This is a genomic window from Sorangium sp. So ce406 (assembly GCF_051474675.1).
GTDB lineage: Bacteria > Myxococcota_A > Polyangia > Polyangiales > Polyangiaceae > Sorangium > Sorangium cellulosum_G.
Map to the genome: position 1 here is coordinate 9,829,937 of NZ_CP150340.1, position 25,117 is coordinate 9,855,053.

Consider the following 25,117-nt stretch of genomic DNA (forward strand, 5'->3'; position numbering starts at 1 on the left):
GCCCCGCGTCACCCCGGCTCCCGCCGGGGGCGGCGGAGGCCCAACGACGCGCTCTTCCGATCCTCCGGCTGGCACGTCGGGCAGAAGATCGCGTCGTGGCCGTGGACGCTCGCGCGTCGGAGCTTGTCGCCGCAGCGCGGGCACGGATGGCCCGGGCGCCCGCGGACCTTCAGGAAGTCGCGGAGCTTCTCGTCGAGCGCCGGCGACCGCTGCGCGATCGTCCGCGTCGCGTCGCCGAGGACACGGACGATCGCCGCGTGCAGGTGGTCGATCTCCTCGTCCGAGAGCCCCTTGACCGACGCCTTCGGGTGGATCTTCGCCTCGAACAGCACCTCGTCGGCGTACGCGTTCCCCATGGAGTCGAGCGCCGCCTTGTCCATCAGGAAATCCTTGGCGAGGTCGCGCCGGCCGCGCGCGGCGGCGCGGAACGCCTCGGGCGTGAACACCCGGGGATCGAGCACGTCGAGGCCCACGCGACCGAGGCCGGGGATCTTGTCGAGATCGCCCCGCGCGAGCACGTAGACCTTGCCCATCTGCACCTCGTCCCGATACCTGAGCTCGCGCCCGTCCGAGAGGACGAGCGAGAAGGCGAGATCGGTCGGAATCCGCGTCTCGCCGGGCAGCGTGATCGAGAACCGCCCCGCCAGCATCGGGCAGATCACGAGATCGAGCGCGCGCGGCCCGCCGAGCTCGAAGATCACCGCGTGCGCCCGCCGCGCGACGCGCCGGATCTGCGCGCCCGGCAAGAGCGCGTCGACCCGCTCCGGCACGAGGACGCGCAGCACCACCGGGCTGTCGGCCCGGACCCCGACCACGGCCGCGCCCGCGAGCTCGCGCGCGAGGATCGGGACGACGTACTCCAGGTCTGGGCGCTCCGGCACCACCCCAGAATACCCATCTCGCCGCGGAGGTCGACGTGCGGTTTTCCCGCCAGGCGGAAAAAAGGAGCGCGCGGCGCGGGCCGCCCGGCGCCGATCACGCGCTGATCGGCGGCGCCCCCTCGGCGCGCGCGGCGCCGCCGCCGTCGCTCTCCCTCGCCCGCCGCTCGCCCGGCGCCGCGAGCTCCGGGCTCCGCGCGAGCGCGTACACGGCGCGGATGCGCGCGGTCGCGTGCATCGACCCGGGCTCCGGGTTCAGGAGGACGGTCCCGTCGTCGCGCTCCAGCGCCACCGGGACCGCGCCCCTCGGCTCGAGCGCCGCGCGGAGATCGTCGAAGCCGATGGCGCCGCGCGCCTGCTCCGCCGCGCCGGGCGGCCGCGCCTCGATGCGCACGAGATCCTGCCCGCCCTCGCCGAGGAGCTCTTCGTAAAGCGTCGTTACTCCCGGCACGAAGGCGCTGTGGACCATGAAGTAGTTCTTGATGCGCTCGGTGCTGACGAGGCTGAGCCGCAGCCGGTCCGGGCCGGCGAAGCCGCACCGGCCGGCGTCGAGGAGGCTGCGGACGTGCTCGCCCTTGGCCACCGAGGAGAACTCCGCGAGCACGTGCAGCCGCCCGCCGTGCGCGAGCTCCCGGCTCTCCAGCGCCCGCGCGAAGCGGATGAGCCGCATCGCCGTGCGCGCGTCGCGATCGAGCCCCTCGGGCTCGCTCAGGAACACGGCCGCCGACGGGGGGGCCCCGCGCGCGGCGCAGCGCACCGCGAGCGAGGCGAGGTCGTGCCCGCGCTGCGTGTACACGGTCGCGCGGCCGCCGCGCGGGAGCGAGAGCGGCGCGCCCTCCGCGCCCGGCGGGGGGCCGTCGGGCGCGAGCGTCATGCCGAGCGAGGCGAGCCGGTCGGCGAGCGGCATCCGCTCGTCGCCGCGCTCGCCGAGGACCAGCGTCACGTCGACCCCAGGGACGAACCGCGCGAGCGCGTGGAGCAGCGAGGGCAGCGCCGGGCTGTAGCCGACGATCAGCACCCGCTCGAGGTGGCTGCGGCGCCGCGAGAGCGTCGCCGCCCACGCCTCGGTCCACGCGCGCGCCGCCTCGGCGCCGTCCGCCGCGCGCGCGGCGTCACTCACCGCCGCGACGCCCCGGCCCATGAGCAGCTCGCGCCCGTAGCGCCGGAGCGGCGCGTACGTGGCCGACACGCCGATGAGGCCCCGGAGCCGCCGCGCCGGCACCCGGCCCGCCCGCGCGCCGAGCGCCCACGCCGGCGACCCCTCGGGCGGATCGAGGAGCGGGTTGAGCCACTGCACGAGCCCCTCCACCGGCACGAGCTCGCCCTCCCTGCGCTCCGGCACCTCGTCGCCGAGGAAGACGCCCGCAAGGATCACGCTCTTCTCGTGGGCCGCGCGCGCCATGCGCGAGAACGAGATCTCGCCGCCTGGGCCCTCGCCGAGCGCGGCGACGGCGCGCGCCTCGTCCGCGCCGAGGAAGACGTGCGTGTAGAACTCCGAGCCGTCGGCGGTCATGAGGTCGGCGTAGAGCGACTCGACGCCGGGCGTGATCAGGTGCTGGCACAGGAAGAGGCCGAGGAACCGCTGCATGTCGAGCGGGTACGTCCCCGGCCCGCCCACCGCCTGGATGAGGTCGCGGTTCCTGGTCTCCTGCACCTCGACGAACACGTGGCCGCGCCGGTTCTGCGTGCGGAACGACGAGAGCGCCATCGCCGTCAACGCATCGGCGTCGGGCCCCGCGTCGTGGCGCGCGAGGATCAGCGCCCGCTTCGCGCCGGCGGCGCCCACGAGGTCGAGCGCCTCGGGCTGCGCGCTGTCGCCCTTGCGGTAGACGACCCAGCGCATGCTCGGGGCGTAGAGGTACGCGGGCGGGTCGTCCTCGGCGCCGAGGAGGGCCATCCGCGGGAGCGCGTGCCGGGTCGGCGCGGGCCCGCGGCGGAGCAGCCAGAGCCAGAGCTCCGAGAGCCGGATGCTGCGGAGCGACCGGTGGCGCTCGTAGAGGCGGACGAACTCCTGCACCAGCATCTCGGCCTCGTGCACCGGGCCGATCACGAGGGCGTGGCCCGCATAGCCGACAGGCCGCCGCCGGGCCGCGCGCACGACCTGATCGACCACGTTGGCGCCGATGCCGATGATGAACGAGGTCACGAAGACCCCGACCATCGTGAGGCCGAGCGAGATGACGGCGACGATGGGGTGGACGTGGAGGTTGGCGACGAGGTTGTCGGCGCTCTCGAGCTGGCGGAAGGACCACCAGATCCGGTCGAGGAAGCCGGTGTCGGGGACGGGGCCGCGGCCGTCGTAGTCGTGCGGGATCGCGAGGTGGCTGAGCAGCACGGAGGCGCCGAACGCGAGCCCCCAGACCGCCAGCGTGACGAGCCCGAACTGCTCGAGCAGCTCGCGCCGCGTCATGATCGCGTAGAGGTCGATCGCGATCTCGCGCGTGAAGCGCAGGAGCAGGAAGAGCCGCGAGAGCCGCAGCAGGGGGAGGGCGTGGGCGGCGTGCGCGTCGAGGATGCGCTCGAGCGGCAGGAAGCTGAGCCAGGCGATGACGTCGAAGGCGAAGAGGACGACGTCGAGGCGCGAGCGATCGCGCCCGCGCTCGCGGAGGAGGGCGGCCCGGAGGAGGAGCTCGACGCCGAAGATGCCCAGGAAGTACGGGCGGAGCTCGTCCTCGAGGCCCTGGATGGGGAGGACCGAGACGAGGATGAGGAGCGAGAGCGCGAGCTTGACGGGGCGGGTCTCCAGCCCGCCGGCGAGGCGGAGGAGCAGGGACGGGCGCGGCGCCATGGGGGGCGAGGATAGGCGACAGAGCGCGCCGCCGTCTGCGGGCAGGCAATAAGGCGCGGGCGACGCGGGTGGCGACCGGCGCCCGCTCAGGGCCGCGCGCTGCCCGGCCCTGTGTTCGCGTGCTCGTGGAGGCGGTTCGCGGGGTACGTGCCCGCCGTGGAGCTGTAGGGGCGGCTGACGGTGGAGGCGTGCCACGGGTCCAGCGCGCGAATGTGCGGGCCCAGCGTGGAGTTCCGGATGATCGCTTGACCGTTCGGGTAGGCGCCGCTCGCGACGCTCGTGGCGTACGTCGCCAGGTCGTTCTGGCCCTCGTCCCAGGCCCGGCCGAGGTAGACGAGCCCGTCCGGCGTCCCGGCCTCGGCGGTGAGCTCGCTGTCGATGATGAGGATGCCGTGATCGTTGCGCGCGTCGGTGCTGGGGGCGACGATGTACCCACCCGTGGCGCCCTGTCGCGCGGTCAGGTACCGGATCGTGCAGCCGTCGAGCACGAAGGTGCCGCGACCGAAGATGAAGTCCACGTCGCCCTCCACGTGGCACCCCTTGAAGTACGCGCGCGACACAGTCCCTGCGTTCGGCGTCTTCACATAGAGCGTGTCCTGGTTGCCGAGCAAGCGCACGTTCTCGAAGATCAGCCGGTCGGCCTGCGTCATCAGCGCGACGGCCTGCTTCCCGCCGGACACGGCGCGCTCGTCGGTGTCGTTCGCGATCGTGAGGTTCTTGGCGTGGAAATCGTCGGCGTACGCGGCGAACGTCGCGCTGCCGCTGGTCCCGTACGTGGTCCCGCTCAGGTTCGGGTTGCAGGGATTGGCGGGCTTGCCTGTCTCCTTGGTCTTGCCGTTGTAGTTGTTGTACGCGATGACCGTCCGGCTGGCGTCGGGGCTCTTGCTGTAGAGCGTGATCGGCGGGGCCGACGACGGCACGCAGACCACCTCGCGGTAAGCGCCCGACGCGACCTCGATATAGACCCGGCGCGCCCCGCCGGCGGCCACCGCGGCGTCGATCGCGGACTGCACCGTCCTGTGGGTGCCGCCGCTCGCTGCGACCGTGTACGTGGGCGTGAATCCGCCGACGTCGCCTGCCCCGGCGGTGGGATCCCACGCGTCCGTCACGAGACCGGACGCGAGCTCGCCCGCCTTCTCGAGGTGCTTCAGGACGGTGTGGTGGGCCGCCTGCGCGCCCGTGAGCTGCGGGCGCGCCTCGGTCCCCGTGGTGGACCCGTCCGGCCCGGAGCCGCCCGTACCCGAGCCCCCCTCGCCGGCGGCTCCGGTGCCGGAGCCGCCGGTGCCGGAGCCGCCGGCGCCGGAGCCGCCGGCGCCGGAGCCGCCCGATCCCGAGCTCTCGCCCGTGGAGCTGCTCGCGGTGCCAGCGCCCTCGCCTGACGGCGAGCCGCCGGAGCCGGAGGTTCCCCCGGTGGTCGAGCCGCTGGAGGCGTCCGGCGCGGTGGATTCACCGCTCGAGGAAGACGCACCGGTCGGGCCTCCGTCGCTCGCGTCGTCGCCGCCGCACGCGGCGAGGGCGAACGCGAGGAGGGCGAGAGGCAGCGAGCGGATCCGACGTGACTTGCTGTTCATGTTCACCGTTTCGACCTCGCTATCAAGACGCGCGCCACGCGGCGCGACGCCACACCGACCCGCCCGCCATGTCAGACAGATCGAGGGTGACGTACGGGTCGCCGAGGCGGGGCGCCTCGCGCCGTGTCGCGCAACATGCTCGTTCTCCCACACCCGATGTGGCTGTCACTCCTGTGCGCCGGCCGTCCGCGCACGGCAGGGTGTTGCTGTGCAGGCCTGCCCTGTCAACTCCGGGTTAACACGGTGTACAGCCCTGCGTGACAGCGCCGGACGCGCCCGGGGTCCGAGGGGGCATGGGCCGTTGTTCTCCGAGGAAATATCCAGCAGTAACGCACGTTTACTGCGCTTCAGGGCGAGCCCGCGTGTGGCCCGCGTGTTGCTGATAGGGTCTCTGCGTTCAGCGCAGCGCAGAGCACCTCGGCCGTGCGCGCAGGGCTGACGACAGCGCTGCACGCTCCGGGTCGGAGCGCTCGCGAGGCGACTTTACGGTACGACAACTTACTTGAACAAGGACTGGAATCATGAAGCTTCATTCGACCTTTGCTCGTCATGTGCTGCTGGCGATCGGCGCCGTGGGGTTCATCGCGACCGGCTGCCTCTCGGAGGAGGAAGCCCTCATGGAGATGGATGGCGTCAGCGAGGCGGTGAGCGCCACGCGGCTCGAGGCCGAGTCGCAGTCCTGGTCTCACTCGTCGGGGGACGGGTACGACGCGAGCTCGAGCACCGTGCGGCTCAAGGCCAACGCGAGCGGCGACAACTTCAAGTTCTCGAAATCGGTCGCAGCGGGTGAGTACCGGGTCGTCGTGCGTTATGCCCAGCGGAACGCCTACGGGAACTACCAGCTCCAGCTGAACGGCGCCTCCGTGGGGAACCTCGACGGCTATGCGTCGTCCACGGGCGACAGCTGGAGGACGGTGACGCTCGGCACGAGGAGCCTCTCGGGCAGCGTCGAGTTCAAGCTGGTCTGCACCGGCAAGAGCGCCTCGGCGACGGACCACGACATCAAGGTCGACTACATCGAGCTCGTGCCGACGGGGAGCAGCTCGAGCAGCGGCGGCGGCGCGACGTCGAGCTCCTCGTCCAGCGGCTCGGGCGGGAGCGGCGGCAGCGGCGGCTCGGGCGGCGGCGGGGGCGGCACGGTCACCGGGAGCGGCGGGGTCGTGGACGCGACGATCGTCGTGCGATCCGGCCAGACCTATGACGGCGGCGGCAGGCGGTTCATCGCCGGCAGCGCGCTCGGCGACGGCAGCCAGTCCGAGAGCCAGAAGCCGGTGTTCAAGCTCGAGAACGGCGCGGTGCTGAGGAACGTGGTCCTCGGCGCGCCGGCCGCGGACGGCATCCACACGTACGGCAACGTCACGCTGGAGAACATCGTCTGGGAGGACATCGGCGAGGACGCGCTGACGGTCAAGGAGTCCGGCACGGTCGTCCTCAACGGCGGCTCGGCGGTGAACGGCGAGGACAAGGTGTTCCAGATCAACGCCGCCAGCACCTTCCGGGTCTCCAACTTCCGGGCGTCCAACGCCGGCAAGTTCATCCGGCAGAACGGCGGGACCACGTTCAAGGTCGACGTCTTCATCGACCGTTGCGACATCTCGCGCATGGATGAGGCGATCTTCAGGACGGACAGCAGCACCAGCACCGTCACGATGACGAACACCCGCTACAGCGACATCGGCGACTCGCTCTTCATCGGCCTGTCCTCGTCGCGGATCACGACGTCCAACAACACCGAGTACTGACGGGGCGCGCCCTGTCGGTCGGCAGGCCGGGGGCTGGAGCCTCCCGGCCTGCCCGACCAGGCTCACGTCGGCTGTGACGGCCACCGGCGTGCGGCCGGGCGGGCGAAGGCGTAGAGGGCGTCGACCGTGCGACGCAGCGGCGCCCTGCGGTAGGTCGCGCGGTGAATGGACCACGCGTGGAAGACACACGCATCTCCGGCGCGCAAGGCGACGCGCGCGGCGTTCGGCATGTCCGGCGTGGTCCTGTCGGCGCCCCTTCGGATCCGGAGCTCGTCCGGGGTGTCCCAGCGAGCGTGGGATCCGGGGACGATCTCGAGGCGGTCGTCGTCCTCCAGCGCCACCCGGAAGTGCACCGCCGTCGTCGTCGCGACGACCGCGCGCTCGATCTGCGGGTCGGGCTGGCCGAACTGGCTGTCTCGATGCCAGTCCCCATCCCAGTCACGCCGGGTCTGCTCGTGGTAATAGTGCGCGTCCTTCAGGCGCGGCGTCTCCTCTTCTCGCGGGCGGGAGAGGCCGGCGAGGAGCTCGCAGACGCGCCCGGAGCCGACGAACACGGCGATGCGCTCGAGCGCGCCAGGGTGTTCCTGCACGCAGGTCGCGCCGTCCGTGAGGAGCGAGATCCTGGGCGTCGAGTGACCCGTCTCCAGGGAGCGCGCTCGTGCGTGGAGGAGCGCGGCGTCGCACGCGCGGCGGAGCTCGTCGCGCTCGGCGACATCGAGGAAAGCGCGCACGACGAAGAAGCCGTGCGCGCGGAAGGCGTCCATCCGGACTTTCGCTGGACTTGAATTGCTCATCATGACCTCGCGGCGCTCGAGCTCGCGACGATCACCGATGGCCGGTCATCGGCCCTTTCGTCGTGATCTGCCGAGCTCGATCCTTGCCGGCCGGCACCGACGGAAGAGGGGCAGCATCACGATCCAGGACCGCCGAAGGGCAGCGCCCTCTTCGCCCTGGCGCGCGCCGTGCCGGCGGCGGCGCGAGGGGCCGGGCTCGGGAACAGCCCGCGCGTCGAAGGATTCGTTGGCTCGGGGCCGCTGTCAAGCGGCGATGCCCGCCGGGCGTTCGTGCCCGTGGAGGAGCAGCAGATCACCACCGACTGTTGCCAGAGCAGCAACGCGGGAGGCAGAACCCAGCCCACGGCGACCGCGGAGATCCCGATGCCGGGCGTGAGCCCCACGCGCGGCGCGACGCCATCCGGCGGGCGGAGCAGCGGCATGGGAGTTGTTTCTACAGGGTCAGAAACCCTGCCAGGGATCTGCCTCGCGAGAGGAGAGATTCAACGCAAAGGCGCAAAGGCGCAAAGGCATGGCAATTGTTATTATTTTGCGTCTTGGCGTCTTTGCGCCTTTGCGTTGAAATCTCTCCGGAGCCATGGCCGGACTCCTGGAAGGCGGAAACAGGCCCCGTCGCACGAGCTGCTGCGCGGGGGACCTGACGCCAGACGCCCCGGCCACGCGCGCTCCCCGTGCGGCACACGCCGCGCGGAGGAGGTCGCTGTCCGGAGCGGCTCCTCAGAGCGCGCCGCCGGCAGGCGCCGCCGCCTGCGCCGCGCCGCGCGGGCGCGCGTCCGCGGTGGGCAGGGGCTCCGGGATCGAGCCCGCCTGGCTCAAACGCCGCTTCGCCTCGGCGACCACGTCGCTCGGCAGGGGACCCTTCCTCGCGAACTCCAGGTTGTCGCGGAGGTGCTTCGGGTTCCGGGTCCCGACGATCGTGGTGCTCAGGCCCGGGTGCGAGAGCGTGAAGCGCAGGGTGAACTCGATCCGGCTCAGGCCGTCGAGCAGCTCGTCGAGCCTGGCGCGCTCCCAGCGGTCTTGCATGGTGGTGCCCGGCAGCATGTAGTTCGTGCGCTGCCAGTCGGTGGGCGCGCCGCGCGCCACGCCGCCACGGATGATGGTGCCCGCGCCGGCCTCGGCGGCCCTGGTGATCACGTCCTCGTGCTCGCGCTGGAGCGCGGAGTACGGGATCTGGAAGGCATCGAAGACGCCCATCTCGATCTGCTCCACCAGGTTGGGCAGCGTGCCCGAGACGCCGAGGAAGCGCACCTTGCCCTCGCTCTTGAGCTTCAGCGCCTCCTGGAGCGCGCCGTCCTGCTCGAACTCCTGCCGGGTGAGGCTCCGGTGGAACTGCACCAGATCGAGGTGGTCCGTCTTCAGCAGGCGCAAGCTGTTCTCCACGCCGTGCCGGATGTTCTGCGCCGTGTGCACGTGCTCGCCCTGAGCCCCGCCGACGACACAGCCGCACTTCGAGGCCAGGAAGTATTCGCCACGGCGGTGCGAGATGAACTGCCCGATCCGCTCCTCGCTGCGACCGTAGTCGATGGAGGTGTCGATGAAGTTGATCCCGGCGTCCAGCACGTCGTTCAGGATGCGCTCCGCCTCCTGATCCGAGATCTCCGGGCCGCGCGGGGCGCCCCGCAGCTCCATGGCGCCGAAGCCGAGCGTGGTGACGCGGACGCCGGTGCGTCCAAGCAAGCGAGTGGGCAGATCAGTCATGGTCTTCCTCCGAATGCGAACGCGAGCTCGCCGCGACGATCGGACGCGTCCCTGTGCGGGAGACGTGGGTCCTCTGCGTCACCTGTCAGGCCTGCGGTGCGCGGCCGCGCCGAGCGTACGCGCGGGGTGGTTAGCAAGCGGCAGGCCAGGCTGGACATGGCGACCCCGCCCACCTCGATGGGCGCGCGCGCTCACGGGACCGTCAGCACCACCTTCCCCCGCACCTTGCCGCCCTCGCACACAGCGAAGGCCTCCGCAGCGCGCTCCAGCGGGAACGTCTCCAGCACGACCTTGACGCCACCCTGGATGAGCCGCTCCAGCTCGGCGTGGTCCTCGGGCTTGCTCCGCATGTTGGCGAGCCCGACCCGCTTGCCCCCAAGCAGCCCGCCGAGCGCGGACCGGAGCACCGTGTCCGGGCGGGGCAGCGTGGTGACATAGACGCCGCTCGCCGCGAGCGCCCGACTTGCCCTGGAGAAGCCGACCTGGCCGAAGGCGTCGAAGAAGACGTCCCATGTGTGGTCGGGCGCGGTCGCGTCCACCGCGTTGTAGTCGAGCACCTCGTCGGCGCCGAGCGATCGCGCCAGATCGGCGTTCCTGGCGCTGCAGACGGCGACCACCCTGGCGCCCTTGGCCTTGGCGATCTGCAACGCCATGTGCCCCACGCCGCCGGTGGCGCCGTTGACGAGCACCGTCTTTCCAGCGATATCGCCGCACTTCCTCAGACCGGCGGTCGCCGTCAGGGCGGCCACGGGGAGCGCGGCGCCTTGCTCGAACGTCCACCCCTCGGGCATCCTGCGGGTGTCCTTGGCGCGCGCGACGACGCGCTCCGCGTGCGCGCCCGGCTTGCCGAACATGGTGATCACGGCGCCATAGACCCTGTCGCCGGGGGCAAAGCCGGTGACGCCTGGGCCCAGCGCCCGTACGATGCCCGAGAAATCGGAGCCGAGCGGCTTCGGCAAGCCGCGGCCGCCGATGAATTTCATCATCCCGCTCCTGAGCTTCCAGTCCACCGGGTTGATGGAAGATGCCTTGACGTCGACCAGCACCTCGCCCTTGCCGGGCGTCGGCTCCGGGAGATCGCCGTACTCCATGACCTCGGGGCCGCCGAATCGCGTCATGTAGAATGCCTTCATCGTCGCTCCCATGCGCCTGCGCCGGCGCCGGTCGGGTTGTAACACCGTCAAGCGGACACGGCACGCACGCGCGGTGCATGAACGGGCGGCCATCGCCCTGGGGCACGGCCCGAAAGCCCGGCCGTCGAGGCGGCGCGTGGCCGCGGCCATCGCGGATCGCGCCCCGAAGACGGCCGACTGCACGCGATGACGGCGCGGCCCCTGCCCGAGGCAGCGCACGTCAAAGGCTCATGCCGACACCCACCCGGAGCCGTGCCGCCAGGGACGGGGCAATCTCGCCCTCCTCGCCGCCCGCGCGTTGCTGCTTGAACACGTATGTCTGTGCGGCAGCCTCGACGCCGAGGTAGAACCCTCCCACGAGATCGACGTTCGCCCCGGCGCCGGCGCCGAACGCCCCTGCCAGACCGTGGCGGTCGGGCGCGTGGCCGGACGTCTCGAACCGCTGCCTCATCACGGCGAGGCCGAGGTCCACGCCGACGCCGAGGGTGACCACGGGCAGATCCCAGGCGTGGGACAGGCGTACGTCCAGGCCGAGGTCATCGTTGCTCGCGGTCAGGTGCTCGTTCTGGAAGGCGCTGTGACACGCGCTGAGCCGGGTCGCGACGCCGAGGTGCTGGAGCTCGACCGCGTACCCGACGAAGCCTCCGTGACACGACGAGCCCCCCTGGAGGATCGGCGTCCTGAACTGATAGCCCGCCACCGGCCCATGCGCGATCTCGCGGACGCCGCCGCCCTTGCGCACCAGCCGCGCGAACGTGACGCGGCTCAGCCGCTCGTCGCCCACGTCGATCGCCTGCCCGGCCTCGGCCTCCACGGTCCCTTCCAGGAGGAAATCGGGGCCTCGGCCGCGCACGAAGTAGCGGCCGGGGCGCAGGCTGAGCGTCCGCGTCGCGTCGCTCGCCCCCACCTCGGCCGCCACCGGGCCCTCGCTCGAGTCCCGCATCACCAGGTAGGACCTGCCGAGCGGGAACCGGAGCACGCCCCGCAGCGACGCGTGCACCGGTAGCTCCGTCAGGATGAGCTTGCCCTGGCCGCGAAGATCGTAACGGAAGGTGGGGTGTTGCGCGCCGGCCCACGTGCGGCTCGTGGCGCGCAGGGTGCTCTCGTAGGCATGGCGATAGGCCTCCTCGAGGGAGACGGCGCCGTCGCGATCGGCGTCGGCCGTCCCGAGCAGCCCCGAGACGAGGGCGTGGGTGAAGAACGATCCTTTGAGCTCATCGGACTCCTGGGCGTCCTCGTTCCCGGAGCTCGACGTGAGCGTCACCATGCCTTGCCCGGCGAGCCGCTGATCGAGCTTGATGACGAACGGCGGCGCGCTCGTGCCGCCCTTGACGCGCGTCAGCGCCCCGGATCGGCACGAGTCGACGATCAGGAGCCGCGCCGAGGCCGCCGAGCCGCGGACGAGCTGCTCGAACTCCGTCAGCGAGAGCGGCGCCGGCCCGAGGTGGAGGGCGTTCGCGTCGGCGTGACCGGAGTAGTAGACGAGATAGAGGACGTCGGTGTCCGGGCTCGACACGGCCGCGCGGACACGGTCGTTCATGGTGATGAGCGTGCGCCGGACCGTCTCCGCGCCCTCGCCCCGCAGGAGCACCAGGTTGGCCGGGGGAAAGCCCCCGAGGTCCTTGAGGACGTCGTACATCTTGGCCGCGTCGTCCTCCGCATAGCGGAGCTCCACCTCGCCCCGCTCACCGGCGTTGTTGCCGATGAGCACCGCGAAGCGCTCGATCCGGGCCTCGGCCGGCGCCGCCCAGGCGAGGACCCAGGCGCACGCGAGCGCGGCGAGCGCGGCGAGCGCGGCGGGGCGGCCGAGGATCACGGCGAGCCCGCGACCTTCTCCGCCGTGAGCGCGTCGACGTCGCAGCCCGGCGGGGCCGGAGGCGCGTCGGGGTGGGCCGCGAGCGCGGCCCGGAGCGGCTCGACCGCGACGGCGTCGGCGCAGAACAGCCCGTAGATCCGCTCGGCGCCGAGCGTGTCGTCCAGCACCGTGCTCTGCGGGAGGAGGACGTTCCGGCCGGGCTCGATGCGCGCGGCGACCGGGCCGCTCGGGTAATAGACGCTGGCCTGCGACGCCCCGTCGACGCTCAGGATCACGAGATACCGCGCCTCCGTGGCGGAGTACGTGAACTGGATCGCGTCGCCGGGATGGAGCCGCTCGCCTGCCCCGCCGGGCTGGACGGCCCCGCCGCGCTTCACATAGAAGCCGATGCGGTTCGCTCCCTTGATGCGCTCACCGGGGCTCTCCGCCGGTCCTCCCGCCGGATCCGGCGCCGCGCGGAACAAGAGCAGCGCGGCCGCCGCGGCCGCGAGCGCGCTGGCTGCGGCGGGCGCCAGCCATCGCCGCGGCGGGCGCTTCTTCGTCGTGGCGCTCGCGGCGCTCGCGGCGCGGTCCGGCGGGGCGCCGCTATCGAGCCGCAGGGGCGGCGCCGACGCCGCGAACGCGTCCCGCGCCGCCTCGATCTCGGACAGCCGCGCCGCGCACCGCGCGCAGCCGGCCACGTGCGCGCGCGCCTCCTGCGCGGCGGCGGGGTCGAGCTGGCCCGCCGTGAGCTCATCGAGCCTCAGCTCCGAGAGGCACCCTTCGGGTCGCGCTTGCGTCATGGACTCGCAATCCCTTCTCTCGTCTGCTCGGAGACCGCAGCCTTGAACCGCTCCAGCAGGTCGCCGACGTGCCGGCGAGAACAGCCCATCACGCGCGCGATCTCCTCGTGGGTCATCTCGTCGGAGAAGTAGTGGACGGCGACCTGCGCGAGGTCGCCCGGGAGCTGCGCGAGGAGCTCCCGTGTCAGGAGCGCCGCCTCGGCGCGCGGCGCCACGCTCTCCTCTTGCATGGGCGCAACGTGGGTGTCGAGGAGGCGCAGCCGGTTCTTCCGATCGCGGATGCGGTTCAGGCAGGCGTGCGTCGTGGCGCCGTAGAGCCAGCCCACCATCGGGCCCTTCCCGTCGAGCTGCCCGGGCTCGCCGAGCAGGGAGGCGAAGACATCCTGAAGGATCTCCCGCGCCTCCTGCTCGTTGCCGAGGAGCCGCCGCGCCCGTCGCAGCACGATGTGCCCGTGCTGGCGGTAAGCCGCCTCGATCAGGGCCACACGCGCCAGCCGATCATCCACGTCGGAGCGTGTACCACGATCAGTGCCAGTCCGGGTATGTCAAATCCTCGGAAGGCGCCATCCGGACGGTGAGCGACGTGCTCGGCCCGCCTGCGGAGGGGCGGATCTTGATCTTCGCGTCATACCCGTAGCAGGCGTTGTGCTCCGCTTCCGTGGTCGCCGCGGCGTTGCAGGCGTCGAAGGCCGCCTGCTGCTCTGCGTCCACCTCACCTTCCTGGGAGAGCACATCCATGACATGGAATCCGGGGGCGAGCGGCCCGCCGAAGAAATTCGACCAGAAGCCGTCTTCGTCCATCTCGCTCTCCACGTACACGATCACATGGTGCTCGTCGACGCCGAGCCCGCGCCCCTCCCCGGCGGACTCCTCGTTCAACGCCGCTTCGATGGTGGCGATGCCGACCCTGGCGTCGACGAGACCGACCTCGGTGAGATCGTTGAGCGACTCCTCGGGCGGGGGCTCGTGAATCGACAGCGAGAAGGCCGCGGGAAAGCTCCCGGTCACCGTCGTGCGGACGGGGAAGTTCTCGTTTTCCGTGTCGGTCGTCACGCTGTTCCAGACCAGCACGGCGTCGACCGGCCCCTCGGGCGCCTCGTCGAGCTCATTGACGATGGTGCCCTTGACCGTCAGGAGAGACTCGCCCTCATAGTCGGAGCCCACCTGGGAGTCGCCGCACGCGGCGAGCAGGACCGGGAGAGCGAGCGAGAAGATCGAACGAAGCTGCATGACATTCCTCCTTGAAAAGCAAACAACGATGTTTGACGGATGATGAGATGGTGAATGAGCGGGCGAGTCATCCGGGGGAGGGCGATGCGCGCAGCGCTGCCGTCGCCGCCGTGGGGCGGTCGTCGTCGTCGCCGGAGCTCTCCTGGATGGATGGCGAGGCGCCCGCCGTTTCGCAGCGCGGCGCGCGGCGCCCGGGAAGAAACCGCCGTTGCCGGCCCCTTCGACTAGATAGAACGCGAGGGGCCTGGTTCGGGCACGGGTCGGTGTCGATTGTTGATATTACAGCGTAGCCGCAATTTTACCGCGGACCTGAGCGCGCCGCTCAGCGCTGCGTCTCGCTGATGGGGCGCTCGGGGCCGGGGCGCCCCTCGGCCAGGGTGTCGCGGAGGCGCTCCTGCGTCAGCCCCGGGCTGCTCGATAGCCTCGTTTCCGCGTGCGGGTCGTCCGCCCGGGCGACCGACTGCGCGTGCGCCGTCTCGGGGTGCGCCTCGCTGAGCGGGTGGCGGCTGCCGGGCCGCCCGGTGGCGAGCGACGAGCCGTGGCCGGGGTCGGGCGGCGCCGGCGCGTGGACCGGCCGCGGAGGGGGCGCACCGGCGGCGCGCGGCGCGAAGAGGTCCGCCCAGTCCGGCAGGTGCCGCTGGAGCCGCAGGCGCGCGGCCTGGGGCAGCGCCTCGCCGAGGACGGCGCACACGGCCTGGGCGTGCTCCATGCCGAAGCCGCGCGGCGCGCCCTCGCGGCGGGCGATGCGGTCGTAGAGCTCGTCGCGATCGAAGTCGCCCTGGTAGGTCGCGCCGCGCAGCGCGGCGGCGACCGGCTCGGGCAGCTCGGTCGCGATGGAGGCGGCCTCGTCCTCGAGCAGCCGCTCGCCGAGCGTCCGCGCGGTCACGGCGATGGCGCGCTCGGCGTCGTCGCGGGTCTCGAAGCCGGCGCGGCGCTGCACTTCCTCGACGAAGCGGTCGTGATCCATGGGGGGGCCTCCTTCCAGGCGGGATCGTGCGCTGGGCGTATGCCAGCATGCGAGACCGATGCCACGTGGCGCGAACCGCCAACCCAGCCTGGGTCGGCTCACAACGCCAGCGCGTTCCTCGCACCAGGGATCCGGAGAGAGAGATCAACGCAAAGGCGCAAAGGCGCAAAGGCGCAAAGGCGCAAAAAACACAAGAATTAATGTATTTTGCGTCTTTGCGCCTTTGCGCCTTTGCGTTAAATCTCTTTCTCCGCTCTCGAGGCACAGCCCTGGCGGGAGACTGAGGCGCTAGCTCTCGCCCGCGCGCCCCCCACGTGCCTTGAGCCGGACGCGCAGCGCCTCCACCACGTGATCCCGCAGGGCGACGGTCTTCTTCGGCAGGTGCTGGCCGCTCGGGAACACCAGGAACACGCCGCCCATCGGCATCGCCCAGCGCGGGAGCACGCGGACGAGCGCCCCGGCGAGCACGTCCTGCTGCGCCAGGAACGCAGGGAACATGCCGATCCCGACGCCGTGGCGCACCGCCTCGCGCGCGAAGAACCCGTCGTCCGCGAGCAGCCGGACGCGGAGCCGCGCGCGGGCGCGCGACGCCTCGTCCCGCGCGAACGGGCTCGTCCCCGTGAGCGCCACGCAGTCGTGCTCCGCGAGGTCGTCCAGCGTCCTCGGCGTCCCCCGCGCGGCCAGGTACGCGGGCGAGGCGTAGAGCTGCATGTCCAGATCGCCCACCTTGCGCGCGACAAGCGACGAGTCCCGGGGCTTCTTCCCGAGGAACCGGAAGGCAGCGTCGTACCCCTCCTTCACCAGATCCACGGGCCGGCTCGACAGGTGCATCTCCACCGCGATGCGCGGGTAGCGACGGCAGAAGCCGGCGAGGATCTCCGCCAGCACCTCGGTCCCGAAGTCCGCCGTCGCGGTGAGGCGAAGCGAGCCCGACGGCTCGTCCCCGAGCTCCGGGAGCCCCTCGATCGCCTCCGTCAGCGCCCTGAGCCGTGAGCCGAGGCGATCGACGAGCGCCTGCCCCGCCGTCGTGAGCGCCACGCTGCGCGTCGTCCGCTGCAAGAGGCGCACGCCCAGCGACGCCTCCAGCGACGCGATGCCCCGGCTGACCGTCGACTTGGGCACCCCGAGCCGGCGCGCCGCCGCCGTGAAGCTCGCCGTCTCGGCGACGGCCGCGAACACGGCGAGGTGGTTCAGGTCCATTGTTCCCATTTCGGAACAGAGTAACCAATTTTCGCGCATTGAACCACGATCGAGACATACCCAATATCGATTCAACCTCGTCACAAGGAGCTCTCACCATGTCTCAGCCTCTCCTCGTCACCGGCGCCGGCGGCCAGCTCGGGCGGCGCGTCGTCGATCTCCTGCTCGCGCAGGGCGCGGGCCCCCTCATCGTCACGACCCGTCACCCGGAGAGGCTCGGAGAGCTCCGCGCCCGCGGCGTCGAGGTGCGGCGCGCCGACTTCGATGCTCCCGCGTCGCTCGCGGAGGCGTTCGCCGGCGCGGCGCGGCTGCTGCTCATCAGCACCGACGCGCTGGACCGCCCGGGCCGGCGCGTCGCGCAGCACCGGGGCGCGATCGAGGCCGCGGTGAAGGCGGGCGTGCGGCACGTGGTCTACACGTCGTTGACCAACCCCGGGCCGGAGTCGCCGATCACGATCGCGCCCGACCACCAGGCCACCGAGGACGCGCTCGCCGAGAGCGGGCTCGGCGCCACCGTGCTGCGCAACAACCTCTACGCCGATTTCCTCGTGGCCTCGCTGCGGCGCGCGCTCTCGACGGGCCAGCTCGTCGCCGCGGCCGGCGACGGCAAGGCCGGCTACGTCACGCGCGAGGACTGCGCCCGCGCAGCCGCCGCGGCGCTGTCGGCCGATTTCGACGGCAAGCGCGTGCTCGACATCACCGGCCCGACCGCCGTCTCTCAGGGCGAGATCGCCCGGATCGCCTCGGATCTCACGGGCAGGCCGCTCGCCTACGTCCCCGTCCCGCGCGAGGCGCTGGAGCAGGGCATGCAGCAGGCCGGCATGCCCGCCGCGACAGCCACCCTGCTCGCCTCTTTCGACGCGGCGATCGCGCGCGGCACGCTGGATGTGGCCACGAAGGCGGTGGAGGAGCTCACCGGCAAGCCCGCCGAGGACGTGCGGAGCTTCCTGGCGCGGCACAAGGCCACGCTCGTCGCGACCTGACGCCGCGACCCTGACCCGGCTCGCGGTGCCTCGAAGTTCGTGTGCGGCCGGCGATCAGCTCATGCGCCGGACGGGGCCGCGATGGCGGCGATCGCCTTCCGCAGCTCCTCTTCGAACTGCTGGAACGCCGGAAGGCGTCGCAGGGAATCGAGGCGCACCTCGACCCCGAGCAGGGCATAGTAATCCTCCACGCCTCGACCCATCCGCGCGCCCAGGGCACAAAGCGCCGTCTCCAGGACCTTTTTCGGATCGGACTCCGCTTCTGGGTTGGAGGGCAGCGGCGGCGTCCGGTTGGTCTCGAAGATCCTGCAGAACGCCTCGGGGTCGGCCAGCATCCACGCCTCCGTCTCCCGCACGGGGACGCAGGCGGCCGCGGCGAGATCGGGGCACGCGCGCCGCGCGCGAGCGAGGCCCGGCTCGATCCGCTCGCGCCGCACCTCATCGGGCGCGCCCTCGCCGTCGCTGTGTACGACGAACAGGTTGCACTCGCTCCAGCTCTCCTCGATCGCCGCGGCGATCCGCTCTTCCCGGCTCGCGCCTCGCGATCGTCGCGGTTCACTGATGCGCCGGGCGTCATCTATATAGGGGACGCTCTTGCAGATCTCGGCGGCGAGAGGCGGCAAGATCCGGTTGAGCAGATTGCAGAGGAACCGATCATCGGTGGGGCCCTCGGCGTAAACCCCTGCACATAGCCAGTTCACGCCTCGTCCTCCGGACGCGCGGCGTCCAGGATTCGCTCGATCTCCCGCCGGGAGACGGTGCTCGGGTCGCGCTCCGGGCCGTCGCCCGCGCGCACGTGGCGCATGCGCGTGGAGCGGAGATCGTCGCCCCGCCGGACGAGATCCGCGAAGACGAGCGACTCGGGCCTTCCGTGGAGCGCGGCGAGGATCGCCGGCGAGTGGCTCGTGAGCAGCACCTGCGGCGGGAGCACGTCGCCCTTGGGCGTGGTCGCGTCGACGAGCTTGTCGATGAGCGCGCGCAGCCGGCCGGGATAGATGCCGTTCTCCGGCTCCTCGACGGCGATCATCGCGCCGGGCGGCGCGCCGCGCAGGACCGTGAGCAACGCGATGAGGCGCAGCGTGCCGTCCGAGAGGACGCGGGCGGGCACGCGGGCGCCGTCCGTGAACTCCACTTCCAGCCGGAGCTCTTCATCGATTGGCACCACCTCGAACGAGCGAAAACCCGGGATGAGCTCCGCGAGATCGGCCCGGATCTGCGCGCGCGCCGCGGGAGCAAGCGCAGCGAGCGCCGTCGGCAGGTTGGAGCCGTCCGCTGCGAGGGCCGCGCCTGCAGCGCGCTCGCTGGGGAGGCGAAGCCTGGAAGGCTCGAATTGAACGACACGGATGGCGCTGAGCTCATGCTCAATCCTGCGGAGTTTCAGCGCTCGATCCTTGACCTTACCGGCCGGGTCGCCATGACGTGCCAGCGCCGGATGCCGGGCCATCCACGTGTCCGGCGCGGCCGGGTCATCGATGACGTCGCTGTGTTCCTCGAGCGTGATGTCCTCGATTCCAGAGGAGAGGGCGACACGCTCGATTTCCGCCGTGTACCAATACCGCGTCGCGAGCTGATCTTGTGAAGCATCCCTGTCGGCGACGAGGAGCATCTCCACACCTATCCTGATCCTCCCCGCCGCTCCATCCCGCAGCCGCGAGAACTGATCCCGGATCGCGCCGCGCCCCCCCTTCAGCGCCTCGGTGACGCTGGTCTGCGCGAGCCGCGACAGGAGGTGCAGCGCGTCGAGCAGGTTCGACTTGCCCGCGCCGTTGGCGCCCACGATCGCCGTCAGCGGCTCCAGGTCCAGCGCGAAGCCGCGGAGCGACTTGAACCCATCGACCTCGATCCGCGTGATCATCGTCGGCCACCGTACCGCAGCCGACCCCCCGGCGCACCGGCCCCCAGCAGGACCCGCCGCGCGCCACGGCCTCGCCCCACCACGCCCGAGCCCTCTCGAGCGACCTCCGCCAATCAAGCGAAGCCCCACCGTACGTCCCGCACGCGCCCGTTCGGCACGCCGCCCCGCATGGTAGCGTCCTCGCATGGAGCTCCGCCTGCGCGGCCTCACCCACCTCGATCCGCTCGCCGTCCCGCTGCCCCACGGCACCGAGGTGACCACCCGGGTCGACCGCGTCCTCGGCGAGCGCCGCGTCCCGCAGGGCGCCGTCGGGCGCGTCGTCGGCTCGGCGGGCGCGGAGCTCGACGTCATGCTCGTCGGCGTCGGCGTCGTCCGCTACCGCCGCGACGAGCTCGTCCCGCGCAAGACCGGACAGGTGCGGCACGCGGAGCGGCGCAGCGCCGCCTGGGACGCGCTCCTGCCCGCCGTCGTCCTCGAGGCCGTCGTGGGGTCGCGCGCGTGGGGCCTCGCGCACGAGGGGTCCGACACCGACAGGCGCGGCGTCTTCGCCCTCCCCTTCCCGTGGACCACGGGCCTCGCCGAGCCGCCGCGGGACCTCGTGAGCGCCGACGGCAGCGCCTCGTACTGGGAGGTCGAGAAGGCCCTCCGACAGGCCCTGCGCGCCGACCCGAACACCCTCGAGCTGCTCTTCGTCCACACCGCCGAGCCGCGCGACGAGATCGGCGCCTGGATCCTCGAGGCGCGCGACGCGTTCGTCTCGTCGGCCATCTACGGCAGCTTCGGCCGCTACGCGCTCTCGCAGCTCAAGCGGCTCTCGCAGGCGCACCGGCTCGCCGAGCACCGGGAGCGCGTGCTCGACTGGCTCGCGGACGACCCCGCGCTCTCGCTCGACGACATCGCCCGGAAGCTCGCCGCCATCAGCCCGCGCGCCGCGCCGACCGAGGCCGACCGGGAGCTCCAGGCGAAGGAGTACATCAAGCAGCTCTACCGCTCGCTCCACGACCAGGGCCTCCTGCCCGCGCGCGACTTCGCCTCGCTCGCCGCCTTCGCGCGTGAGGGCAGGACGTCGCTCGACACCGCCCGCGACCTCCGCCCCAAGAACGCCTACAACCTCGTGCGCCTCATCGCGACCGCCATCCGCTGGCTGCGCGACGGCGAGGTCGACCTCGTCGTGCAGGGCGAGCTGCGCGAGACGCTCCTCGCCATCAAGTCCGGCGCCTGGCCGCTCGACCGGACGATCGAGCTCGCCGAGGCGATGACGCCCGAGCTCGAGGCCGCGCGGCTCGCGACGAAGCTGCCGCCCCACCCCGACGTGCCCCGCGCCGACGCGCTCCTCCGGCGCATCCGCGAGGAGGTCGCCCGGCGGCACGTCGCCGCGGCGCCGGGGCCGCTCGGCAAGGACGCTCCCCCCGCGCCCGTCGCCGTCTGGGACGACGGGGACGCGGGCCCGGCGCGCGGCCGCGCCGCCGGCGACGACGAGAGAAAGGACGAGGCATGAACACCCAGGTGCTCGAGGCACATCAGCAGGAGGTCGCGGCCCGCGTCATCGCCGAGGAAGAGGCGAAGCGCCCGCACCTCGTCGTCACCCTCAGCGGCGCGCACGCGTACGGCTTCCCCTCCCCGGACAGCGATCTCGACCTCAAGGCGGTGCACGTCGAGCCGACCGAGAAGCTGCTCGGCCTGCTCCGCAGCGGCGCGAGCCCGACGCGCATGGAGGTCATCGACGGCGTCGAGATCGACTACACCTCGAACGAGATCCACCCCGTCCTCCTCGGCGTCCTCCAGGGCAACGGCAACTACATCGAGCGGATCCTCGGCCCCCTGCAGCTCCACATCGATCCCGATCTCGCCTCGCTCCGCCCGCTCGTCGCCGAGGCCCTCTCGCGCCGGATCTTCCGCCACTACGTCGGCTTCGCCACGAGCCAGCTCCGCGCCTGGGAGACGGGCGGGCGCACGTCGGCGAAGAAGCTCCTCTACGTGCTCAGGACGACGCTGACCGGCGCCCACGCGCTCCGGACAGGCGAGATCGTCACCGACGTGACCGCGCTGCTCGATCTCTACGGCTTCAGCGCCGCGCGCGAGCTGATCGAGGCCAAGCGGGCCGGCGAGAAGTCGGCGCTCTCCCCCGAGGCCTCCGCGCGCTGGACCGAGCAGATCTCCCGGGCCTTCACGGCCCTCGAGGCGGCCCACGATCGGGCCGTGCTGCCGGAGGAGCCGCGCAACCAGGACGAGCTCAACGACTGGCTGCTCGCGCTGCGCAAGGCGCGGCTCTGAGGCGCGGAGAGGGTTCGCCTCACTGCGGCAGCGAGCAGCCGTCTCCGCACGCTTTACGGCCGTCGGCGCACCGCTTCGCCGGCCCCTGGCCCTGACACGTGATCGGGCACCCTTGCCCGGTGGCGGAGCACTTCACCGCGCACGAGCCCGTGCAGGTCACCTCGCAGAGCCCGACCTGATTGCATGTCACGACGCTCCCCTCGCCGACGACGGGGACGCACTTGCCCGCGTGCTCGCAGGTATACTTGCACCCCGCGCCGCAGGTCGCCTGGCACGTCTCGACGTGGCGGCAGTCGACAACGCAGCTGTCCGTACACCGCGTGTCGCACGCCTTGCTGTGATCGCAGGAGGACCGGCAGCCGCCGGCGCAGCGGCTCTCGCAGACGTCGCGATCGGAGCAGCTCGGCCTGCAGCCGGGCGCCTCGCCGCAGGTGAGCTGGCAGCTCGTCGGCACGTTGCCCGGCGTGCCGGGCGCGCAGGTGCACGGCACGCCCGGCCGGCAGCCGCCGGCGTCGGTCGCGGGCGCCAGGGAGCTCGCGGCGCGGGGGACGTCCTTGAGGGACACCGGCGTCGCCGCGGCGCCCCCGGGAGCGTCGCCGTCGCCCTGATCGCGGGAGCGCCAGAGCAGCAGCGCCGCCCCGAGGCCGACACAGAAGAGGAGCACCGCCGCCCCGGCGACGATGGCGAGCTGCGGCGGCGACCCCGGCGCGCGCGGCCCCGGCGCGGCGCGCGCGCCCGCGTGAAACGCGCCCGGGGGCGCCGCTGCCGGGACGGCAGGCGCGACGGCCGATGCGGCGATGGGCGCGGCCGGCATCGCCATGGCCGGCGGGTTCGCGCCGGACAGGGGCGCCACGATGGGCGGTCCGTCGGGGATCGACCGGCCGTGCAGGCGCGTGCGCTCGTCGCCGCCGGCCATCGCCGCCGTCGCGAAGGGGGGCTCCTCGCCGCGGCGCACGGCGTGCACGTCGGCGAGCATCGTTTGCGCGTCCGGATACCGCTGCTCGATCGCGAAGGCGAGCGCGCGGTCCACGACGCGCGCGACGCGCGGATCCACGCCGGGCGCGACGGCCGCGAGCGGCGGGGCCGGCGTCGTGCTCATCTTCACGAGGAGCTCTCCCTCGGTGAGCGCGTCGTGGAGTCGACGGCTCGTCAGGAGGGTGAACATCGTCGCACCCACCGCGTACAGGTCGGCCCGGCCGTCCACGTCCCGGCCCAGGATCTGCTCCGGCGCCATGTAGCTCGTCGTGCCGAGCACCGCGCCCGTGCGCGTCTTCAGCCCGGCGCCGCCCTGCTTCATGCGCGCGATCCCGAAATCGAGCACCTTGAGGCGCCCGTCGCGGGTCACGAAGAGGTTGTCGGGCTTGATGTCCCGGTGGACGATGCCGGCGTCGTGCGCGGCCCGGAGCACCTCGACCAGCGTGTCCACGTGGGCGAGGAGCTCGGGCAAGGCGATCCCCCCGAGCCGCAGCGCGCGCTCGCGGAGGCTCTCGCCGTCGAGCAGCTCCATCACGAGGAACGGCTCGCCGTGCTCGGTCACGTCGATGTCGAGGACCTGGACCGCGGCCGGATGCCCGAGCCGCGCGGCGGCGAGCGCCTCCTGCTCGAAGCGGGCGCGGTGGTCGCGGGACACGGCGCCCTCCGGGTGCAGGATCTTGATGGCCACGCGGTGCCCCACGTGATGGGTGGCCGCGTACACGGCCGCCATTCCCCCCGCCCCGATCAGCGCGTCGAGGCGCCATTTCCCGCGCACGGTCGTCCCGACACGGGCCCTGAGCCGCTGCGTCTCTTCGTCTTCCGCTCCCGACATCGGCGCGGAGCCTAGCACGGCGTGCCAGCCGGTCGGATCGCGCAAGGGCGGCGCCGCGCGCCCGCCGGACATCGCGCCGTGACACGGCACATCGAGGGTGCGCTGCGCGCGCGCCGGTCCGCCCCGCGCGCAGGGCCGCGCGCCGCCGGCGCTGCGGGCACGGCAGATTCGCGCGCTTCATCGGCGAAGTAGAGCCGCGGTATCGATGGGTGGAGGTCGACGCGCTCGACGGCTCACGCCATGATGGCCATCGCCACTGGCCATCTCCGCTCTTCAACTCTCGTCATGTCATGAGAGGCGTGTCGCGCTGCTCAAGAAGGTCACGTCATGCGCACTGTCGCCAGAGCATCGGTCTTCCTCCTGCTATCTGCGTGCGCTTCGGGGGAAGCCATGCTCGGGAACGACGGCGCCGGGAGCGGCGGCGGCGACGCGCACGCCCCCGGCGCGGGCGGCGGCGGCACGGGAAGCGAGACGGCGGGTGGCACGGGGAGCGCGGGGCCCGGGAGCTCCGGGGGCGCGGACGACGCCGGGGGTGAGTACAGCGTCGTGGGCGCACTCATCGACGGCGACGACAGCAACGCAGGTGCGGGCGGCGACGGGGAGGCAGACGGCGGTGGCGACAGCAGCGGAGTCGCGGAAGTCGGCGCGGAGGCGGGCGGCGATGGCGGCGGTGACGCTGGAGGCGGCGCGCCGGACTGCAGCGGAGCGTCCGCGGCGGTCACCGGCGACGTGCTCGACCCCGACCAAGTCTACCTTGCTGGCACGCTGTCCGAGGGGAGCTGCGGCCGGGACGCGGTGGCGCACTGGAGCTCGCCGGAGTCGGCCGTCGTGGGGTTCGACTGCCACGTCGACGAGCGGAGCGCGTGGATCCGCCCCTCCGACGGGCGCCTTCTCTACACCAACGTCTTCGAGGACCTGCTCCGCGAGTTCCGCTGCGACGACTGCTCCTTTCGCGGCAACGACTATCCAGAGGCGCCGCTCGACAACGATCCTGTCCTGCTCACGCCGCCGTGCTCCGACGGGCTCGCGCCGGTCACCGGGTTCCTCGTCTCGCCGACGGGCGCCGTCCTGTACCGCTGCCGCTCGGACGACGCGACGTGGTACGACGAGAGCGGCCGCGTCGCCTACGCCGATCCGGAGGACCCGCTGCTGCACCTGGGCCACGGCGATCTCGCGCTGGCCGCGCGGAGCGTGGTTCACCTCGCCACGTCGACGTCGCTGCCGATCACCGGCCTTCCGGGGGACCGGCTGCTCCACACCGTGCGCGCCAGGGCGCCGGACAGCTTCCTGCTGGTGCTCGAGTCGGAGCGGCCGACCGACGACGGCAGCAGCCAGGAGCTCTGGCAGGTCGACGGCGACGGCGCGGCGACCCGGCTCGGCGCCTTTCCCCCGCTGCCGGCGGGCGCGGTGCAGGTCAGCGCGTACACATCGAAGCTCGACGGGTGCGGCGCCTTGCTGCAGTTCGGGGGCGGTACTGGCGTGCTCGAGGACGTCATCGTGCGCCGGCACATCGGCGGGGCCAGCGAGGTCGTCTACACCGAGGCGACCGATCCGCTGGTGAAGATCCAGGTCTCCTCGCTCTTCACGGGGCCCTGATCT

General features: G+C 72.3%; 20 protein-coding genes and 1 pseudogene. 5 read left to right on the plus strand and 16 right to left on the minus strand.

The features are described from left to right. Window positions 1-8: 8 nt before the first annotated feature. The 3 genes from WME96_RS36900 to WME96_RS36910 form a co-directional block, all read right to left on the minus strand. Window positions 9-881 carry a DNA-formamidopyrimidine glycosylase family protein gene (locus WME96_RS36900; RefSeq protein WP_437286265.1) on the minus strand — a complete coding sequence of 291 codons (873 nt, stop codon included), beginning with the start codon at window positions 879-881 and terminating at the stop codon, window positions 9-11. A gap of 94 nt (window positions 882-975) precedes the next feature. Beyond that, window positions 976-3,666 carry a hypothetical protein gene (locus WME96_RS36905; RefSeq protein WP_437286266.1) on the minus strand — a complete coding sequence of 897 codons (2,691 nt, stop codon included), beginning with the start codon at window positions 3,664-3,666 and terminating at the stop codon, window positions 976-978. Window positions 3,667-3,752: 86 nt separating this feature from the next. Beyond that, a complete protein-coding gene (locus WME96_RS36910) occupies window positions 3,753-5,237 on the minus strand; it encodes a pectinesterase family protein (RefSeq protein WP_437286267.1) in 1,485 nt (494 codons plus the stop codon). Window positions 5,238-6,373: 1,136 nt separating this feature from the next. On the opposite strand from WME96_RS36910, the pseudogene WME96_RS36915 reads away from it, so the two are divergent. Beyond that, window positions 6,374-6,979: pseudogene (locus tag WME96_RS36915) on the plus strand (pectate lyase); the annotation flags it as partial. A gap of 62 nt (window positions 6,980-7,041) precedes the next feature. Here WME96_RS36915 and WME96_RS36920 read toward each other — a convergent pair. The 10 genes from WME96_RS36920 to WME96_RS36965 all read right to left on the minus strand — a co-directional run bounded on the left by WME96_RS36920 (window position 7,042) and on the right by WME96_RS36965 (window position 16,608). Next, window positions 7,042-7,743, minus strand: coding sequence for a phytanoyl-CoA dioxygenase family protein (locus WME96_RS36920; protein WP_437286268.1), 702 nt, complete (start codon window positions 7,741-7,743; stop codon window positions 7,042-7,044). Window positions 7,744-7,889: 146 nt separating this feature from the next. Next, window positions 7,890-8,195 (minus strand): hypothetical protein, encoded by a 306-nt coding sequence (locus WME96_RS36925; RefSeq protein ID WP_437286269.1) that lies wholly within the window; start codon window positions 8,193-8,195, stop codon window positions 7,890-7,892. 295 nt (window positions 8,196-8,490) lie between these two features. Further along, window positions 8,491-9,471 (minus strand): aldo/keto reductase, encoded by a 981-nt coding sequence (locus WME96_RS36930; RefSeq protein WP_437286270.1) that lies wholly within the window; start codon window positions 9,469-9,471, stop codon window positions 8,491-8,493. Window positions 9,472-9,662: 191 nt separating this feature from the next. After that, the gene (locus WME96_RS36935) at window positions 9,663-10,604 is read right to left on the minus strand and encodes an NAD(P)-dependent alcohol dehydrogenase (protein ID WP_437286271.1); all 942 of its coding nucleotides are present in this window, start codon (window positions 10,602-10,604) and stop codon (window positions 9,663-9,665) included. 220 nt (window positions 10,605-10,824) lie between these two features. Then, window positions 10,825-12,420: a caspase family protein gene (locus WME96_RS36940; RefSeq protein ID WP_437286272.1), complete on the minus strand. Its 1,596-nt coding sequence runs from the start codon at window positions 12,418-12,420 to the stop codon at window positions 10,825-10,827. Further along, the gene (locus tag WME96_RS36945) at window positions 12,417-13,202 is read right to left on the minus strand and encodes a DUF4384 domain-containing protein (protein ID WP_437286273.1); all 786 of its coding nucleotides are present in this window, start codon (window positions 13,200-13,202) and stop codon (window positions 12,417-12,419) included. Before WME96_RS36945 ends, WME96_RS36940 begins: the two co-directional genes overlap by 4 nt. Then, a complete protein-coding gene (locus WME96_RS36950; protein ID WP_437286274.1) occupies window positions 13,199-13,708 on the minus strand; it encodes an RNA polymerase sigma factor in 510 nt (169 codons plus the stop codon). Before WME96_RS36950 ends, WME96_RS36945 begins: the two co-directional genes overlap by 4 nt. Window positions 13,709-13,727: 19 nt before the next feature. Next, the gene (locus WME96_RS36955; RefSeq protein ID WP_437286275.1) at window positions 13,728-14,432 is read right to left on the minus strand and encodes a hypothetical protein; all 705 of its coding nucleotides are present in this window, start codon (window positions 14,430-14,432) and stop codon (window positions 13,728-13,730) included. Window positions 14,433-14,754: 322 nt separating this feature from the next. Then, complete coding sequence (locus WME96_RS36960; protein WP_437286276.1) at window positions 14,755-15,399, minus strand: DUF2267 domain-containing protein; 645 nt, start codon at window positions 15,397-15,399, stop codon at window positions 14,755-14,757. A gap of 288 nt (window positions 15,400-15,687) precedes the next feature. Next, window positions 15,688-16,608, minus strand: coding sequence for a LysR substrate-binding domain-containing protein (locus WME96_RS36965; protein ID WP_437286277.1), 921 nt, complete (start codon window positions 16,606-16,608; stop codon window positions 15,688-15,690). 89 nt (window positions 16,609-16,697) lie between these two features. Here WME96_RS36965 and WME96_RS36970 point away from each other — a divergent pair, with 89 nt between their 5' ends. After that, the gene (locus tag WME96_RS36970; RefSeq protein ID WP_437286278.1) at window positions 16,698-17,582 is read left to right on the plus strand and encodes an SDR family oxidoreductase; all 885 of its coding nucleotides are present in this window, start codon (window positions 16,698-16,700) and stop codon (window positions 17,580-17,582) included. Between the two features lie 59 nt (window positions 17,583-17,641). Here WME96_RS36970 and WME96_RS36975 read toward each other — a convergent pair whose 3' ends face one another. Beyond that, the gene (locus tag WME96_RS36975; RefSeq protein ID WP_437286279.1) at window positions 17,642-18,283 is read right to left on the minus strand and encodes a DUF4276 family protein; all 642 of its coding nucleotides are present in this window, start codon (window positions 18,281-18,283) and stop codon (window positions 17,642-17,644) included. Then, on the minus strand, window positions 18,280-19,437 hold the full coding sequence (locus WME96_RS36980) for an AAA family ATPase (protein ID WP_437286280.1): 1,158 nt from the start codon (window positions 19,435-19,437) through the stop codon (window positions 18,280-18,282). The genes WME96_RS36975 and WME96_RS36980 overlap by 4 nt, the downstream gene beginning before the upstream one ends. 184 nt (window positions 19,438-19,621) lie before the next feature. On the opposite strand from WME96_RS36980, the gene WME96_RS36985 reads away from it, so the two are divergent. Beyond that, the gene (locus WME96_RS36985; RefSeq protein ID WP_437286281.1) at window positions 19,622-20,935 is read left to right on the plus strand and encodes a DNA polymerase beta superfamily protein; all 1,314 of its coding nucleotides are present in this window, start codon (window positions 19,622-19,624) and stop codon (window positions 20,933-20,935) included. Next, window positions 20,932-21,711: a nucleotidyltransferase domain-containing protein gene (locus WME96_RS36990; RefSeq protein ID WP_437286282.1), complete on the plus strand. Its 780-nt coding sequence runs from the start codon at window positions 20,932-20,934 to the stop codon at window positions 21,709-21,711. Before WME96_RS36985 ends, WME96_RS36990 begins: the two co-directional genes overlap by 4 nt. A 19-nt stretch (window positions 21,712-21,730) precedes the next feature. Here the strand turns inward: WME96_RS36990 and WME96_RS36995 are convergent, their stop codons facing one another. Next, window positions 21,731-23,518: a protein kinase domain-containing protein gene (locus tag WME96_RS36995; protein ID WP_437286283.1), complete on the minus strand. Its 1,788-nt coding sequence runs from the start codon at window positions 23,516-23,518 to the stop codon at window positions 21,731-21,733. A gap of 390 nt (window positions 23,519-23,908) precedes the next feature. On the opposite strand from WME96_RS36995, the gene WME96_RS37000 reads away from it, so the two are divergent. Next, the gene (locus tag WME96_RS37000; RefSeq protein ID WP_437286284.1) at window positions 23,909-25,114 is read left to right on the plus strand and encodes a hypothetical protein; all 1,206 of its coding nucleotides are present in this window, start codon (window positions 23,909-23,911) and stop codon (window positions 25,112-25,114) included. Window positions 25,115-25,117: the final 3 nt, after the last annotated feature.

What these genes read in the sequence shown, in the direction of transcription:
- WME96_RS36905 (WP_437286266.1), bottom strand. Translation starts at nt 3,666, where the DNA reads ATGGCGCCGCGCCCGTCCCTGCTCCTCCGCCTCGCCGGCGGGCTGGAG.
- WME96_RS36910 (WP_437286267.1), bottom strand. Translation starts at nt 5,237, where the DNA reads ATGAACAGCAAGTCACGTCGGATCCGCTCGCTGCCTCTCGCCCTCCTC.
- WME96_RS36920 (WP_437286268.1), bottom strand. Translation starts at nt 7,743, where the DNA reads ATGGACGCCTTCCGCGCGCACGGCTTCTTCGTCGTGCGCGCTTTCCTC.
- WME96_RS36925 (WP_437286269.1), bottom strand. Translation starts at nt 8,195, where the DNA reads ATGCCGCTGCTCCGCCCGCCGGATGGCGTCGCGCCGCGCGTGGGGCTC.
- WME96_RS36930 (WP_437286270.1), bottom strand. Translation starts at nt 9,471, where the DNA reads ATGACTGATCTGCCCACTCGCTTGCTTGGACGCACCGGCGTCCGCGTC.
- WME96_RS36935 (WP_437286271.1), bottom strand. Translation starts at nt 10,604, where the DNA reads ATGAAGGCATTCTACATGACGCGATTCGGCGGCCCCGAGGTCATGGAG.
- WME96_RS36945 (WP_437286273.1), bottom strand. Translation starts at nt 13,202, where the DNA reads ATGACGCAAGCGCGACCCGAAGGGTGCCTCTCGGAGCTGAGGCTCGAT.
- WME96_RS36955 (WP_437286275.1), bottom strand. Translation starts at nt 14,432, where the DNA reads ATGCAGCTTCGTTCGATCTTCTCGCTCGCTCTCCCGGTCCTGCTCGCC.
- WME96_RS36960 (WP_437286276.1), bottom strand. Translation starts at nt 15,399, where the DNA reads ATGGATCACGACCGCTTCGTCGAGGAAGTGCAGCGCCGCGCCGGCTTC.
- WME96_RS36965 (WP_437286277.1), bottom strand. Translation starts at nt 16,608, where the DNA reads ATGGGAACAATGGACCTGAACCACCTCGCCGTGTTCGCGGCCGTCGCC.
- WME96_RS36970 (WP_437286278.1), top strand. Translation starts at nt 16,698, where the DNA reads ATGTCTCAGCCTCTCCTCGTCACCGGCGCCGGCGGCCAGCTCGGGCGG.
- WME96_RS36980 (WP_437286280.1), bottom strand. Translation starts at nt 19,437, where the DNA reads ATGATCACGCGGATCGAGGTCGATGGGTTCAAGTCGCTCCGCGGCTTC.
- WME96_RS36985 (WP_437286281.1), top strand. Translation starts at nt 19,622, where the DNA reads ATGGAGCTCCGCCTGCGCGGCCTCACCCACCTCGATCCGCTCGCCGTC.
- WME96_RS36990 (WP_437286282.1), top strand. Translation starts at nt 20,932, where the DNA reads ATGAACACCCAGGTGCTCGAGGCACATCAGCAGGAGGTCGCGGCCCGC.
- WME96_RS36995 (WP_437286283.1), bottom strand. Translation starts at nt 23,518, where the DNA reads ATGTCGGGAGCGGAAGACGAAGAGACGCAGCGGCTCAGGGCCCGTGTC.
- WME96_RS37000 (WP_437286284.1), top strand. Translation starts at nt 23,909, where the DNA reads ATGCTCGGGAACGACGGCGCCGGGAGCGGCGGCGGCGACGCGCACGCC.